The following is a 14487-nucleotide window of genomic DNA, read 5'->3' as shown; positions in this document are numbered from 1 at the left end:
GGCCTCTTCAGGAGCGCTGACGCTCGACAACAAGAATGTGATCGGCGGCAAGGACGACCTCGTCGCGCTGGTTGATGACTTCACAGCGTTCCGTCACACGGCCGCAGGCCGCCCGCTTCGGATCGTCCTCCTTGGCCGAGATCGTTACGCGTGTGCGGATCGTGTCGCCGATGTGGACCGGGCGCACAAAACGCAGGCGATCGTAGCCGTAGGAGAAGGCCACAGGATTGATCAGTGACGCCGTCAGGCCGACACCGATCGAAAACACCATCGTGCCATGGGCGATGCGCTGTCCGCCCGGCAAGGTCTTGGCGAACTCCGCGTCCATGTGATGCGGGAAGAAATCGCCGGTGTGGCCCGCATGGACGACGAAGTCGGTCTCGGTGATCGTGCGCCCCGTGGTCGTCCGCGTGGAACCCAGCTCGTAGTTTTCGTAGTAGATGGTCTGTTCGGCCACCGTTCATGCCTCCGGAAGAGTGGCGATCGGGGTCGCCGGTTGTGCGCTTGATACATAAGCCGCTTCGACAAGCGCCATCGTCTGCCAGGCGTCCTCGACCGAACCGATAAGCTCGTTGTCTTCGCCGCTGGCAAAGCGCTGCAGGTTGGCCATTCGATTGACGAAGGCATCGGGAAACCAGGTACCCTCAAGAGCAACCGGCACCCATTCCTGGCCGCCATCCGCGCGGATCCAGAGTTCGTCCGGCTCGCCTCGCGGATAGTCGAGATTGACGCCGAGCTTCAGATAGGCCGCGCCCTTGGTGCCGCAGATGCGGAACTCGCAAGCCTGGAACTTGCGGCCGAAATCGTGGTCGTGATTGACCGAAAGGACGCAGCGTATGCTGGGCCCGTAGTCGAGAATCGCCGCTGTCCGCGTCTGCGCGACGTCATGGTTCGGATGGCCAAGCGTCTTGGCGTGGACGCCAACGGGATTTCCGAGAAGGCCGCGAACGAAATCGAGATAGTGAATGGAATGCATCGCGATCTCGATCCGTGGCAGTCCCTTGAGGAAGGGCCATAGACCCCAGGGTGTCGCAAGCGCCAACCAGGCATCGAAATCAACGATATCGCCGAGATAGCCCCTGGCGATCGCATCCCTCAGCGCCAGCATCATAGGTGCGAAACGAAGCTGGAAATTGACAGCCGCCTTCAGATCGCGTTCGCGGCATACTCCCAGGACTTCCGTGGCGCCGGAAAGATCGCTGCCCATTGGCTTCTGTATCAAGGCGAAGGAGCCGCGCGGCAGCTTTGAGAGGATCGCGGCATGAGATGCGGGTGGCGTCGCCAGATCGAAGATCACACCTCGCGTCGCCAGCGCCTCCTCCTCGGAAGCAAAGGCTTTGATGCTCCATCGCTCGGCAAGCGCCCTGGCTTTTTCCAGATTTGGGTCGAACAGACCCACCACCGGAAAACCGGCTTTCTTGTAGGCGGGCAGATGCGCATCCTCGACGATGCTGCCGGCCCCGAAAATTACGATCGGCAGCGGTCTTGTTGGCTTTTCCCACCACTGCCGAAGCGAACCTGGATCGAAGTGATCAGCCATGATGGAATACCTCTTCCATCATTGCCCACCACTCGCCGTCCTTGCGGGTGTCGAGTGGCTTTTGGCAGGGCATGCAGACCGCCCACCATTCCTTGTTCCTTGGATGCGCTGCCATCCTGGCCATGTCAGCCTCGAAATCCGAACCGACATACTCCCAGTAGCCAAACAGCAGGTTCTCAGGCTCCTTCAGAAAGATGGAATAGTTGGTGATGTTGCACTCGGAAATCAGCGCAAGGATTTCCGGCCACACGGCGGCGTGAAGGCGCTTGTATTCCGCAATTTTCGAACCATCGAGACCGATGACCATGCCCATTCGCTGCATGACACTCCTCCCTAGCCGTGAAACTCGCGGGTAAATTCACCTATCGACCTCGACCTTACCGCGTCCCAATCCCAGGCGATGCCGATGCCCGTCTCCATCGGTGCAAGTGCTCTGCCTTCGTGAATTTCCATGCCCTTTGTCGTCAGCTCGTCGAGCTGGGGAATGTACTCGACGTACCGGCCATTCGGGATCGCGCATACGAGGCTGACATGCAGCTCCATCAGGAAGTGTGGGCAGACGGGAATATCGAATGCCTCGGCCGCATGCGCGACCTTCAGCCACGGTGTTATGCCGCCGATGCGCGCTACATCGACCTGAACGATCGAGCACGCCCCTTTCTGCATGTACTCGCGAAAGTGGCGGATCGAATACATCGATTCACCGACCGCGATCGGCGTGGTCGTCGAGCGCGTCAGGCGGATGTGGCCATCAAGATCGTCGGCCGGCAGGGGCTCCTCGATCCAGGCAAGATCCAGTTCCCGAAGCCGATCGGCCCTGCGGATCGCTTCATCGACCGTGAAGCCTTGGTTGCAATCAGTCATGATCTCATAACCGTCGCCAAGCGCCTTTCGGACGGCAGAGAGCCGCTCATGATCTTCCGAACCGTGAGGCTTGCCGATCTTCACCTTCGAGCCGGTAAAACCCTTGGCCTTCGCCTGCAGCGCGTCCTCGACCAATGCTTCCTTTTCCATGTGAAGCCAGCCACCCTCGGTCGTATAGAGCGGGCAACGGTCTTTTGCTCCACCTGCAAGCTTCCATAGCGGCAGGTTCTGTTTCTTGGCGCGAAGGTCCCAGAGTGCGGTATCGACGGCAGCGAGTGCCAGCGCGGTAATAGCGCCAATCGTCGTCGCGTGCGTGGCGAACTCCATCTTGTGCCAGATCGCCTCGATGCAATCCGCGTCTTCGCCGATCAGGATCGGCACCAGATGATCGGAAAGCAGCCGCATGACAGACGAGCCACCGGTTCCGATCGTGTAGCTGTAGCCGGTGCCGACCGCGCCGTCGGCATCGGTGATCGTGACGATCGGCGTCTCCTGGCTGACGAAGCTCTGGATAGCGTCCGTGCGCTTCACCTTCGGTCGCAGGTCGACCATCCGGATTTCAATTCTCTCTATGCGAGCCATACCGTCGTTTCCTGTCGCTCAGAGTGCCAGGCTCTTGCCGGTATCGGCGGAGAACAGATGCGCCTGCGATAGATCGAAGCTCATCTTCAGTTGTTCACCGCTCGCCAGCGCACGTGGATTGAGCATCCGCGACACCCATTCGCGGCCCGCGAACTCCACGAAGACAAGGGTCTCGTTGCCCAATGGCTCGGTGATGGAAACCGGCAGCGTGATCTCATGCACTGCAGCTTCCACGCCCGAATGCAGGCCATGTCCTGTCGGAAAGATGTCGTCGGGACGCAGACCGAAGACGACCTTGTCGCCTTCCTTCACGCGATCTGAAAACTGTCCTGGAAGCGGCAGCTTGTCGCCGTTTGCGAACACGACCGATCCCGATGCTATCGTCGCCTCCACGATGTTCATCGGGGGAGATCCGATGAAGCCGGCAACGAAACGCGTCGCCGGGCGCTTGAAGACCTCGTCTGGCGTTCCGACCTGCTCGATGTATCCGTCACGCATGATGACGATCCGATCGGCAAGCGTCATCGCCTCGACCTGGTCATGGGTGACATAGACCACGGTCGACTGCACCTTGCCGTGCAGCTTCTTGATCTCGGTACGCATCTGCGTACGCAGCTTGGCGTCAAGGTTGGAGAGCGGTTCGTCGAACAGGAAGACTTCCGGCTGCCGGACGATTGCGCGTCCCATGGCAACGCGCTGGCGCTGGCCACCGGAGAGCTGCGCCGGCCGGCGGTCCATCAGTGCCTCGAGGCTCAGGATCGCGGCTGCCTCATTGACCCGCTGGTCGATCTCGGCCTGCGGCTGCTTGGCGATCTTCAGCGAGAAACCCATGTTCTCGCGCACCGTCATGTGCGGATAGAGCGCATAGGACTGAAACACCATGGAGATGTTCCGATCACGTGGCGGCAGGTCGTTCACAACCCTTCCGCCAATCTCGACTGCCCCGTCGGAAACCTCTTCCAGACCTGCGATCATGCGCAGTGTCGTCGATTTTCCGCATCCGGAAGGGCCGACGAGCGCGATGAACTCCTTATCCTTGATATCGAGATTGATGCCGTGGACGATTTCGAGTGCGCCGTAGCGCTTTACGAGTTTTTTGAGCGAAACCTGTGCCATGAGATCAACCTTTGACCGCGCCGAACGTCAGTCCGGACACCAGATGCTTTTGAATGACGAAAGTGAGGGCGAGTGCGGGAACGATCATCACAACGGCAAGCGCACACATGCCGCGCCAGTCGATCGTGAATTCCGCGGTGTAGTCGAGCAGACCGACGGGCAGCGTCTTCGAATTGACCGACCGGGTCAGTTGCGAGGCAAGCGCGTACTCGTTCCAGCAGGTCAGGAAGGCGAAGATACCGGCAGACGCTATTCCCGGACCGGCAAGCGGAAACTCAACCTGCCAGAAGGCCTGCCAACGCGTGCAGCCGTCGATCTGGGCCGCCTCTGCCAGATCCTTGGGGACCTGACGGAAGAAGCCGTCGATCAGCCAGATCGTGAAGGGCACGTTCAGCGCCACGTAGGTCAGGATGAGTCCGAAATGCGTGTCGATGATACCGATCCTGGAATAGACCATGAAAAGCGGCAGCGAGAGCGCAATTCCCGGCACTGAACGGGTCAGCATAAGGCCGAGGAAGGTTGCCGACTTCCCCGTGAACCGGAAGCGAGCGAAGGCGTAGCCCCCAGACATCCCGATCACCAGGGCAATGACCGTGGACGTTACCGAGATAATCAGCGAGTTGCGGAAATAGTCCCAGACCGGGATGCCACCCTGCCCCACGCCCGAGAACATCGCGCGATACGCATCCAGCGACAGCTCGCTCGGAATCCACACCGGAGGCTTCGCCATGATTTCGACCGTTGGCCTGAGCGAACTCAGGATGATCCAGAAGCCTGGCAGGCAGATGATCAGCATCGCCAGGAACAGACCGACGAGGTAGCAGACCTTGCCGACGCGGCGGCGGATGCGTTGTTGTTGATTGCGTTCCATGATTACCACTCCGCGCCGATCTGGGTGCGCGCGAGCGCCAGCTTCCGGAAGAAATAGACGGTGAAGATGATGGACAGGAAGATCGCGACGTAGGCCATGGCATTGGCAAGGCCCATCTGCGCGTCGGCATAGGCAGTACGCCCGACCAGCGTCCAGAGGAGTTCCGTACGGCGCGCCGGCCCACCGTCTGTCATGATCTTGACGATGTCATAGGCTCGCGCGACGTCGAGCGAACGGATCGTCATGGCGATGAAGGCAAATGGCATGAGGAAGGGCCAGGTGACGAAGCGGAATGTCTGCAGCGGCGTGCAGCCATCCACGCGGGCCGCCTCGACCGGCTCCTGCGGCATCGCCAGAAGGCCCGCAAGGATCAGGATCGCAAAGACTGATGTGGAAGACCAGACTTCGGCCACGACAATCGCAAACAGCGCCAGATTACCGTCAATCAGCCACGGAATCGCCTGGCTGGTGATGCCGAGCGATTGCAGCGCGTTGTTCACGAGGCCGACATTGTCGTTGAACATGAATTTGAACTGGAAGCCGACGAGCACGGGCGAGAACATCATCGGAAACATCATCAGCGTGCGCAGCGCCCGCTGACCCATCGTCGCCTTATTGACCAGCAGTGCCAGGCCGAGACCCAGTAGCATTTCGAGATTGAGCGCGATCGTCAGCAAGACGACGGTGCGTGCAAAGGCCGCCCAGAAGACGGGATCGGTCAGAATACGCTCATAGTTGCGGAAACCGACAAAGACGAAAAGCGATGCGGGCTTCGTCAGCCTGAACGGCGTGAAGCTGGAATAGAGCGACAGCAGCAGCGGAAAAAGGACGACTGCGGCAAGGACAATGATGGCCGGCAGAAGCAGTAGCACCGGTGGAGATAATTTTTTGAACATTTTCAATACCCGACCGGCATGAATAAAACGGTCGCGGGCGCATTGCATGCGCCAGCTTTTCATCGTGAACACAATCCGCGACCGTCTGGCCGCGGATTGCAGTTCTGGTGATCAGAGTGAACCAGCGTCCTTCAGGACCTGAGTTGCCTTCTCGGCTGCAGCGTCGAGTGCTTCCTTGGACGTCTTATCGCCAAGGATCGCGGCCTGAAGCTCAGGATAGACGACGTTGGAGATTTCGATCCATTCCGGCGTCTGCGGCACCGCGAAGGCATACTTGGCGGCTTCCTGGAAAGTGCTCAGCACTTCCTTCTTGTAGGGATCGGACTCAGCCTGCTTGATGTCCCAGTCCCAGACTGCCTTGCGTGTCGGAAGCGTGCCGTTCGCGGCTTCGATCTTCTGAGAATCCTCATTGGTCAGGAACCATACGAGCGAGGCAGCAGCGTCCTTGTTCTGGCAGGACTCGGTAACCGAGAAGCCGTGCTCACCGGCCCAGCCGGTGTGCTTGCCCGAAGAGCCGGTCGGCTGAACGACCACGCCGACATTGCCCGCAACCTTGGAGGATTTCGGATCGTTGAAATAGGTCGCCCAGCCGGGCCAATCGAGGTTCAGCGCCACCGTGCCGGATGCGAAGCCCGCACCGAGCTCATCCCACAGGTAGTTGGTCGTGCCGGCAGGAACGGCCTTCGCCTTGTAGAGGTTGACGAACCAGTCGAGCGCGCGCACGCCAGCTTCGGAGTTGAAGGCAGGCTTGCCATCCTTGTCGAGATATTCGCCGCCTTCTGCCACAAGCATTTCATAGAAGCGGCCGTTGATCGCCTCTTCCTTGCCAGCGAACTGCGTGCCGTAGAAGTTCGGCGGATCAGCAAAGAACACGGCCTGATCCGATACTTCCTTCCAGGTCTTCGGCGGCGCCAGATCGTAACCGTACTTCGTCTTGAACGCGGCCTTCTTGGCTTCGTCGGTATAGAGGCTCTTCTGATAGTAGAGCGCCGAAACGTCGAACTGCGCACGTGGCAGCATTACCAATTTACCGTCGATGGTTGCCGCGCCGATGTTCGCCTCGACGAATTCACCGATCACGTCCTTCGGCACGAGCTCATTGAGGTCGGCATAGAGGTCCGGATATTGCGGCGCGAACGACGAATGGTTCGAACCGACGCACCAGTTGATTGTGCCCGATGCCATGTCCGACTTGATTTCCTTGTCGAGTTCGAAGTGGTTCTTCTTCGACAGGACATTGACCTTGGCGCCCGTCAGCTTCTCCCACTCGGCGATGCGCGAATAGAGCGCCTCGTACTGTTGCCCACCGATCAGCTTGGCGTCGATGGTGACGCCGTCGAACTTGCCGGGCAAATCCGCAGCAGATGCGACTGCCCCGCCGAATGCAGCAAGGGCGACGCCGGCCGCAAGGCCAGCCAGGAGCTTATTCATATCTTCCTCCTCCAAGATGGCCCTATCGAAATGGAGCGGCCACCCACTCTCCTCATTTATGATTTTTATTTTTATATACAAACAACAATTGCCAAGCACGGTCAAGCCGAAGTTTCGCTTTTCGGCAGTTCAGCATTTGTATATGTAAAGTGATATTCACAGGAGAGATTGATGGAAGCAGATGACGCCGACCGGTACCGCGCCCCCGCATTGGACAAGGGGCTCGATATCCTTGAGCTTCTGGCAGGCGTCGAAGAAGGGTTGACCCAGGCCGAGATCGCCAAGCGTCTCGATCGCAGCCCCAACGAATTCTATCGCATGCTCGACCGCCTGGTCCGACGCGGCTACGTGACCAAGCTCGAAGGTGATCGCTTCACTCTGACGCTGAAGCTGTTCGGGCTTTCGCAATTGCACGCACCCACTCGCCGCCTCGCGTCGTTCGCGACACCGCTGATGCGCGAACTCGCACAACGCACCAAGCAGGCCAACCACCTGGCCGTCTTCGACCGCGGTTCAGCCGTGGTGATCGCCCAGCACGAGGCGCCGGACTATTGGGGGATATCGATCCGGGTCGGGTCGCATATCAGCCTGTTCGACACGGGTTCGGGCCACGTGCTGCTTGCCTTCCGAAGCGACGAAGAGCGGCAGATGATGATCGCCGAGCACTCGCGCAGCCGCGAGGAAGTCAACCTCGGAGTGGACTTCTACGACCGCCTCGCCCAGATCCGCGAACGCGGTTACGAAATGATGGCGAGCGCGCAGACGGCAGGCGTCTATAACCTTTCCGCGCCGATCCTCGGTCCGGACGGACGCTGCATCGCCGCACTCACCTGTCCGTACATCGCACTGGTGAACGCACCAAGCGCGCCCGACATCAGCCAGACGATCACGATGGTCATGAAAACCGCGAGCGAGCTGTCGCTGCTCGCGGGTTCGGACGTCAAGACGCCGGAGTAGGCTGGAAGCTCGCTGCGAACAGCCTGTTCAGATCGTTGACCACATCGGACGCCGCATGCCTGCCAAGCACGCCTTCGTTCAGCCGATCAGAGGCGGCCTGCTGGAACGGCATGTAGCCGTTGTGACGCGGCCGCACCCATGAGGACTGCAGCGTCTCCCGCGTTCCGCGGTAAAAATCCGCGGTGCGAGTGTTGACGCTCTCGTCCTCCCAAGCTGCCGAGTGTCCCGGCTGGCCTCCGGAACTTGCATACCGGCCCTTCTGCATATCAGCGCCAGCAATCCAGTATGCGAAGTCGACCGCCTCCTTCGCATGGCGCGTGAAGGCCGATACCGCAATCCCGGTTCCTCCAAGCGCCGAACCCGCATGGCCATGAGTGCCGGCGATCGGAATATCGGCGAATCTTGCGACACGATCGCGGAACCCGGCCATGGAATAACTCACATAGCCGTAGATCAGCGGCGCGCAGACGATTCTTGAATCAGCTTGTGTCATGCACTCCAGCACGGCGATCGGATCCATCTCCAGGCAGGCAGGATCGACCAGTGCGGCGATCTCGCGGATCATCTCGAATGCCCGCGTGCCCGTTTCTTTATCAATGAGATCGGCCGGCCCTTCCGTGGCGCAGGCTCGACCGAGGTTTCCGCAGAGCGTATAGAAGGTCATCAGCGAATGCGGCGGACGGAGCGGAATCATAACCTGCCCCTTGCGGGCAAAAGCAAGCACGTCGTCCCAGCTTTCGATCGGTGTAGAGATCAAGTCCGGGCGGAAGGCCTGCACCTGTGCCGCAGCGTCGATCGGAAACGCCCACTGCCGACCGCGCCAATGGTAGCTCGGATAGGACGCGCCGACACTTCCTTTGGCCAGAGCCTCGCGCTCGCTCTCCCGTCCTTCGACGTCCAGCGGCAGCAAACACCGCTCTTCGGTGATCTGACCGACATGCGGATGATCTATGACGATCAGGTCATAGTTTCGCGCCAACTCCTCAACCGGATAGGTCTCGAAATCCTGCAAGGACCGCTTTTCCCAGACAACCTCGACGCCGGCATCCTCGCGGTAGATGGCGGAGCACGCAACCATCGGATCATAGCCGCGCGGGTGGCTCCAGGTCATTCCCTTCAACGTTATCGCGCTCACAGGCCGAACTCCTCGCGAATAGCCGCGCTATGCTCGCCAATGCGCGGCGCAGCACGATCGAATTTCGGGCGAACGCCGTTGACGCGAAGCGGCGAGCGCGTGGTTGTGATGGCGACATCGTCCTCGCGCGTAACACTTTGCAGCATGTCCAGAACCTTGAAGCCGTCGCTCTCCAACAGTTCGTTCCAGTTCAGAACCCTGGCGCACCAGATATCGGCAGGCTCCAGAACAGCCAGCCATTCATCGATGGTCTTGGTCGCGATCCGCCGGGCAATGATCTCCTTGATGCCGTCGCGTGCGGTAAACCAGCTCGAAGCATCGTCGCGATAAGGAGCGAGCTCGTCGAGCGAAAGCAGGTCGGCGAGCTTGGGAATGGGAGTCATGGCAATCGCGAGATAGCCGTCCGAGGCGGCGTACACGCCATACGGAGCCGACAGATATGCGTGCGCACTTCGGAAATTCGACCGCTTCGGCAGGCGACGACCGTCATTGAGATGCGTTGTCAGCACCTCGAACTGGAGGTCGACCAAGGCTTCGAGGAGGCTGGTCTCGACCAACCCGCCCTTCCCCGTCACGCCGCGCCGGACGAGCGCCGCCAGAATGCCCTGGCATGCGGCCGCGCCGGCAAGCATGTCGCCGATCGCAAGCCCGAAAGGGACCGGGCCCTGTGCTTCATCGCCGTTCAACCACATCACGCCCGAGCGCGACTGTGCGAGCAGATCCTGCCCGGGTCGCTTCACCCAGGGGCCTTCTTCCCCATAGCCGCTAATGGACGCGTAGACGATCCGCGGGTTGATCTCCTTGACGGCGGCATAGTCCAGACCGAGTCTCTCGATCACGCCGGGTCGGAAATTCTGGATCATGACATCGGCCTTCGCCAACAATGCGCGCAACGCGCACAGATCGTCCTCGTTTTTCAGATCGACCGCGAAGCTCTCCTTCGAGCGGTTGATTGCATGGAAAATCGTGGAATCGCCGCCGATCTCGGTATCGCTGAGGTAGAGCCGGCGCGAGAGGTCGCCGCCATCAGGACGCTCGATCTTGATGACGCGCGCGCCAAGATCCATCAGTCGCAAGGAGCAATATGGGCCGGAAAGAAACTGGCTCATGTCGACGACGACAAGGCCGCTCAGCGGAAGTTCGTTCTCAGAGGTCATGTGCAGGATTACTTTTCTGTCTTGCCGACGAGGATGGCGGGATTCCGGTATTTCGACGCTCTGGAGGCCAGACGCACGCGTCGCGAGGTATCTCCAGTCGTGGCTAATTCGGGCATCAGACCTCCCAGTCATGCGCAGACGCCTTGCGCGTCTTCTTATGTGAATAGTATTTTCACATATGGATGACACTTGCAAGTGGCGTGTGCACGAAGAGATCCGTGCTTCAGCGTGCGAAAATGGCATGTCGGCGGGGCGCCGCCGCAACGCGTGGTGGGTGCAGAATTCAGTAGTTGATGGGGTTATCTCTATGGGAGGTGGCGTTCGCTCGCGATGCCGCCTATCACGGACAGGCAGCAGCGTTTGACGCTCTTCTCGAGCTACATGAAGTCGCTAGACAAATAGGGGGCTTCGGGCGGCTCGCCGCGTTCGAAGCCCTGCTATGTCGTCACCGGATGCTGGCGACTTTGTCGGTCTGCCGGCGGCAAGCAGCGAAAACATCCAGATGCGGATCATACACCTTGGTCGCCACGTCCATCAGTCCAAGCACGCTGTGAAAGAAATTGTCATGCGAACGCTCGCCGCCGGCCTGTTGGGCCATGCAGCCCATATCGAAGCCGGCTGATTTGGCCAGATCGTCGCTTACCCAGACCAGGAATGGCACATGCGTCTGCTGTGGCGGTGCAACGATATAGGGCGCGCCATGTAGATAGATCCCGTTTTCGCCGAGTGACTCGCCATGATCCGACACGTAGACCGCCGAACCGGCAATTCGGTCAGCATGCTGTTTGAGCTTGTCGATGACCGTCGAAACGATGTGGTCGGTGTAGAGAATCGTGTTGTCGTAGGCGTTGGTGATTTCTTCGGGCGTGCAGCTTCCAAAGTCATTGGCCCTGCAATCCGGAACGAAGCGCCGGTATTCGTCAGGATAGCGAGCGAAGTATGCCGGTCCGTGACTGCCGAGCTGGTGAAGAACCAGGACGCTGTCACCTTTCACGTGGTCTAGCCAATCGTCGACCTTGTCGAGCAGGATGTCATCGAGGCACTCGCCGTCCTTGCAAAAGCGCGGGTCGGCAGACTGCGGCAGCGAACTATAGGCGACGCGGTCGGTAACGTGATAGCTGCCGGTGTCGTTGTCCAGCCAGGATACCTCGACCTTGGCGTGGCTTAGCACATCGAGCAGGTTCTCGGTCGCAAGCCCCTTGCGATGTGTGTAAGCCGACCGCGGATAGACGGAGAACATGCATGGGATCGAGATTGCCGTGGCTGTACCGCAGCTGGTGGTGTTAGGGAAATAGACGACGTTCTGCTTTTCGAGTTCCGGATTGGTCTTTCGCGAATAGCCGCCAAGCGAGAAACTGTCGGCACGCGCCGTTTCGCCTGCAACAATGATCGTCACGCGTGGTTTGTGGAGATCCGCGGTGTTCACGCGATGCGCATCCGTGCCAAGCGGCTCGGCAACAACACGCGCATCCTGCTCGGACGAAACGGCGAAGCGGATCGTGCTTGTGATCGGGACAAATGGGTTCAATCGCTCGAGGATGTCCCTGTGAGCTCGCCCGACGCCAGCAAAGGTACGGTAGTTACCGAGGCCAACGGCCACGAAGACCGTCAGGCAGGCAACGATCACGATCGTATTGTGCGCAAGCTTGGATAGCACCGGGCGATGACGGATGCGCACCCAGGCGATGAACATCGATGGCAGCACGCCGATGAGCAGCATATGGAGCGCAAAGCGCGGCGTTATCAAATGCCCCGCCTCCGCGCCGGTTGATACTGCCGCGTTGCGGATCATTTCCTTGTCCACGATCACGCCGAACTGATCGGTAAACCAGGAGCCGGCGGCCGCCGCCAGCACGAAAAGGATCAGAAACGGCTTGGTGAGGTATTTGGCAGAGAAAGCTGTCACGATCGCCATGCTGGCAGCCGAAATGCCGATCACAAAGAGCAAGAACGACAGATAGTCAGTCGCAAAATAGCCGTACGCGGTGCTCCAAAACGAATGATTTGTTACCGAAAGCAGGTAGAGGGTGGTCGCAAGGCAAAGCGTTACGCTGCCGATTGCCGGCCGCCGCTTGATCCGGCGGGCCGTGATGGCACTGTCTTTCAATTGGTCGTCTCCGCGTCCAGATTTTGGCGTCGACGGAACCAGGATCGAATCAGGTAAAGCTCAGGGCCGTCGATAGTATTCGCCAGCCATGGCCAGATTTTCTGACAGTGACCTGAACGCATGGCTGAAGGGGCGCGCGACCGTGCCTGAAGAACCGGATAACTTGCAATGTCCGCGACCTCCGTCGCGGTGGCTCAGGCCAACTGGTTGCTGAATTGCGCGCCCGACAAAGTGCGCGACACCGCGTTGCGCCAGCCAGCGATTTTTGTCTGCCGCTCCGCCTCCTTCATCGAAGGCTGAAACCGCTGACTGCAGGCCCATGCCCTTCCGAAATTCTCCTTGTCCGGCCAGACCCCTGCTCTGGAACCCGCGAGCCAGGCGGCACCGAGTGCCGTCGTCTCGACGACAGCCGACCGGTCCACAGGGTTCCCGACAACATCGGCGAGGCGTTGCATCGTCCAGTCGGAACTCGCCATGCCGCCATCGACGCGCAGGACTGTCTCGAGGTGATGGCCGCCCCAGTCCTTGCGCATTGCGATAAGCAGGTCGAGCGTCTGGTAGGCCACGGATTCGAGCACGGCGTGCGCCAGTTCGGCGGGGCCGCTGTTCCTGGTCAAACCGAAGATCGCTCCCCGCGCCTCCGGGTCCCAATAGGGAGCGCCGAGGCCCGTAAAAGCCGGCACGACATAGACCTGCTGATTGGGATCGGCGCGTGTTGCAAGCGTGCCGCTCTCCGAGGCCTGTGAAATGAGGCCAAGCCCATCGCGTAGCCACTGGACGGCTGCACCGGCAATGAAGATCGACCCTTCCAGCGCATAGGTCGTTGTGCCACCGAGCCGATAGGCAATTGTCGTAATCATCCGGTTGCTGGACGTCACGCAGTCCTGCCCGGTATTCAACAGCGCAAAACAACCAGTCCCATAGGTCGATTTCATCATGCCTGGTTTGAAGCAGGCGTTGCCGATGGTTGCCGCCTGCTGGTCGCCGGCGACGCCAAGGATAGGAATCCGCGCACCGAAGATGGCAGCATCGGTCATGCCGAAATCATCCGCGCAATCCTTGACCTCGGGAAGCATCGACGCCGGGATACGGAGAAGGCCAAGAAGCTCTTCGTCCCACCGGCCCTCCGTTATATTGTAGAGCAGCGTTCGCGACGCGTTGGTGGCATCCGTCGCGTGAACGCGTCCGCCGGTCAGATTGAATATCAACCAGCTGTCGACCGTGCCGAAGCAAACTTCGCCAGCCTCTGCACGCTCGCGCAACCCGCTCACATTGTCGAGCAGCCAGCGCAATTTGGTGCCCGAAAAGTAGGGATCGAGGAGCAGGCCGGTCTTCGCGCTGAAGAGCTTCTCGTAACCGTCCGCCTTGAGGCTGTCGCAGACTTCAGCCGTCCGCCTGTCCTGCCATACGATCGCCTTGTAGAGCGCCCTGCCCGACCTGCGTTCCCAGACGACGGTCGTCTCGCGCTGGTTGGTGATGCCGATCGCGGCGATCTCGGCTAGCGGGACGCCCGCATTTGACAGCGCGAGCCGTGCTGTACTGACCACACTTGTCCAGATCTCATCCGGATCATGCTCGACCCAGCCCGGCTGCGGATAGGATTGCTTGATTTCCTCCTGTGCGGACGAGATCATTTTCATCCCGGCGTCGAAGACGATCGCACGCGAGGACGTGGTGCCCTGGTCGATCGCGAGAATATGGCCGCTCATTGTCTTCTCCGGCGCAATAGTTCGCCCAGCCGCCGCGAATGCGCCAGCTCATGCGATAAATCATTCCCTAGAGGTGGTTGGTGCCGACGGCGACTTTGCGCCGTCGGCATTGTTATTGGCCG

Annotated in this window: 13 protein-coding genes; 1 reads left to right on the top strand and 12 read right to left on the bottom strand. The window is 60.0% G+C overall.

Annotated elements, in window-relative coordinates:
* Positions 1-7 precede the first annotated feature (7 nt).
* From JNB88_RS26795 to JNB88_RS26760, 8 genes are all read right to left on the bottom strand, one after another.
* Positions 8-457 carry a MaoC/PaaZ C-terminal domain-containing protein gene (locus JNB88_RS26795; protein ID WP_220358104.1) on the bottom strand — a complete coding sequence of 150 codons (450 nt, stop codon included), beginning with the start codon at positions 455-457 and terminating at the stop codon, positions 8-10.
* A gap of 3 nt (positions 458-460) precedes the next feature.
* Complete coding sequence (locus JNB88_RS26790) at positions 461-1540, bottom strand: Gfo/Idh/MocA family protein (RefSeq protein WP_220358103.1); 1080 nt, start codon at positions 1538-1540, stop codon at positions 461-463.
* The gene (locus JNB88_RS26785; protein ID WP_220358102.1) at positions 1533-1862 is read right to left on the bottom strand and encodes an L-rhamnose mutarotase; all 330 of its coding nucleotides are present in this window, start codon (positions 1860-1862) and stop codon (positions 1533-1535) included. The genes JNB88_RS26790 and JNB88_RS26785 overlap by 8 nt, the downstream gene beginning before the upstream one ends.
* Positions 1863-1873: 11 nt before the next feature.
* Positions 1874-2986, bottom strand: coding sequence for a mandelate racemase/muconate lactonizing enzyme family protein (locus JNB88_RS26780; protein WP_220358101.1), 1113 nt, complete (start codon positions 2984-2986; stop codon positions 1874-1876).
* 18 nt (positions 2987-3004) lie between these two features.
* A complete protein-coding gene (locus JNB88_RS26775) occupies positions 3005-4102 on the bottom strand; it encodes an ABC transporter ATP-binding protein (RefSeq protein ID WP_220358100.1) in 1098 nt (365 codons plus the stop codon).
* A gap of 4 nt (positions 4103-4106) precedes the next feature.
* A complete protein-coding gene (locus JNB88_RS26770; protein ID WP_220358099.1) occupies positions 4107-4973 on the bottom strand; it encodes a carbohydrate ABC transporter permease in 867 nt (288 codons plus the stop codon).
* Positions 4974-4975: 2 nt separating this feature from the next.
* Positions 4976-5869 carry a carbohydrate ABC transporter permease gene (locus tag JNB88_RS26765; protein WP_220358098.1) on the bottom strand — a complete coding sequence of 298 codons (894 nt, stop codon included), beginning with the start codon at positions 5867-5869 and terminating at the stop codon, positions 4976-4978.
* Between the two features lie 111 nt (positions 5870-5980).
* Entirely contained in the window at positions 5981-7300 is a 1320-nt protein-coding gene (locus JNB88_RS26760) for an ABC transporter substrate-binding protein (protein ID WP_220358097.1), read from the bottom strand.
* A 171-nt stretch (positions 7301-7471) separates the two neighbouring features.
* On the opposite strand from JNB88_RS26760, the gene JNB88_RS26755 reads away from it, so the two are divergent.
* The gene (locus tag JNB88_RS26755; protein ID WP_220358096.1) at positions 7472-8257 is read left to right on the top strand and encodes an IclR family transcriptional regulator; all 786 of its coding nucleotides are present in this window, start codon (positions 7472-7474) and stop codon (positions 8255-8257) included.
* Here the strand turns inward: JNB88_RS26755 and JNB88_RS26750 are convergent.
* From JNB88_RS26750 to glpK, 4 genes are all read right to left on the bottom strand, one after another.
* Entirely contained in the window at positions 8241-9392 is a 1152-nt protein-coding gene (locus tag JNB88_RS26750) for an extracellular solute-binding protein (RefSeq protein ID WP_338111047.1), read from the bottom strand. The genes JNB88_RS26755 and JNB88_RS26750 overlap by 17 nt on opposite strands.
* Positions 9389-10549 (bottom strand): CaiB/BaiF CoA transferase family protein, encoded by a 1161-nt coding sequence (locus JNB88_RS26745; RefSeq protein ID WP_220358095.1) that lies wholly within the window; start codon positions 10547-10549, stop codon positions 9389-9391. The genes JNB88_RS26750 and JNB88_RS26745 overlap by 4 nt, the downstream gene beginning before the upstream one ends.
* A gap of 445 nt (positions 10550-10994) precedes the next feature.
* Entirely contained in the window at positions 10995-12656 is a 1662-nt protein-coding gene (locus tag JNB88_RS26740) for a phosphoethanolamine transferase (RefSeq protein WP_220358094.1), read from the bottom strand.
* Positions 12657-12850: 194 nt separating this feature from the next.
* Positions 12851-14365 (bottom strand): glycerol kinase GlpK, encoded by a 1515-nt coding sequence (glpK, locus tag JNB88_RS26735; RefSeq protein ID WP_220358093.1) that lies wholly within the window; start codon positions 14363-14365, stop codon positions 12851-12853.
* Between the last annotated feature and the right edge of the window lie 122 nt (positions 14366-14487).

The sequence above is a fragment of the Rhizobium cauense genome (assembly GCF_019511525.1).
GTDB classification, from domain to species: domain Bacteria; phylum Pseudomonadota; class Alphaproteobacteria; order Rhizobiales; family Rhizobiaceae; genus Rhizobium; species Rhizobium cauense.
This window is presented reverse-complemented; position numbering and strand designations above follow the sequence as displayed.

What these genes read in the sequence shown, in the direction of transcription:
- JNB88_RS26745 (WP_220358095.1), bottom strand. Translation starts at nt 10,549, where the DNA reads ATGACCTCTGAGAACGAACTTCCGCTGAGCGGCCTTGTCGTCGTCGAC.
- glpK (WP_220358093.1), bottom strand. Translation starts at nt 14,365, where the DNA reads ATGAGCGGCCATATTCTCGCGATCGACCAGGGCACCACGTCCTCGCGT.
- JNB88_RS26760 (WP_220358097.1), bottom strand. Translation starts at nt 7,300, where the DNA reads ATGAATAAGCTCCTGGCTGGCCTTGCGGCCGGCGTCGCCCTTGCTGCA.
- JNB88_RS26780 (WP_220358101.1), bottom strand. Translation starts at nt 2,986, where the DNA reads ATGGCTCGCATAGAGAGAATTGAAATCCGGATGGTCGACCTGCGACCG.
- JNB88_RS26790 (WP_220358103.1), bottom strand. Translation starts at nt 1,540, where the DNA reads ATGGCTGATCACTTCGATCCAGGTTCGCTTCGGCAGTGGTGGGAAAAG.
- JNB88_RS26785 (WP_220358102.1), bottom strand. Translation starts at nt 1,862, where the DNA reads ATGCAGCGAATGGGCATGGTCATCGGTCTCGATGGTTCGAAAATTGCG.
- JNB88_RS26765 (WP_220358098.1), bottom strand. Translation starts at nt 5,869, where the DNA reads ATGTTCAAAAAATTATCTCCACCGGTGCTACTGCTTCTGCCGGCCATC.
- JNB88_RS26770 (WP_220358099.1), bottom strand. Translation starts at nt 4,973, where the DNA reads ATGGAACGCAATCAACAACAACGCATCCGCCGCCGCGTCGGCAAGGTC.
- JNB88_RS26755 (WP_220358096.1), top strand. Translation starts at nt 7,472, where the DNA reads ATGGAAGCAGATGACGCCGACCGGTACCGCGCCCCCGCATTGGACAAG.
- JNB88_RS26775 (WP_220358100.1), bottom strand. Translation starts at nt 4,102, where the DNA reads ATGGCACAGGTTTCGCTCAAAAAACTCGTAAAGCGCTACGGCGCACTC.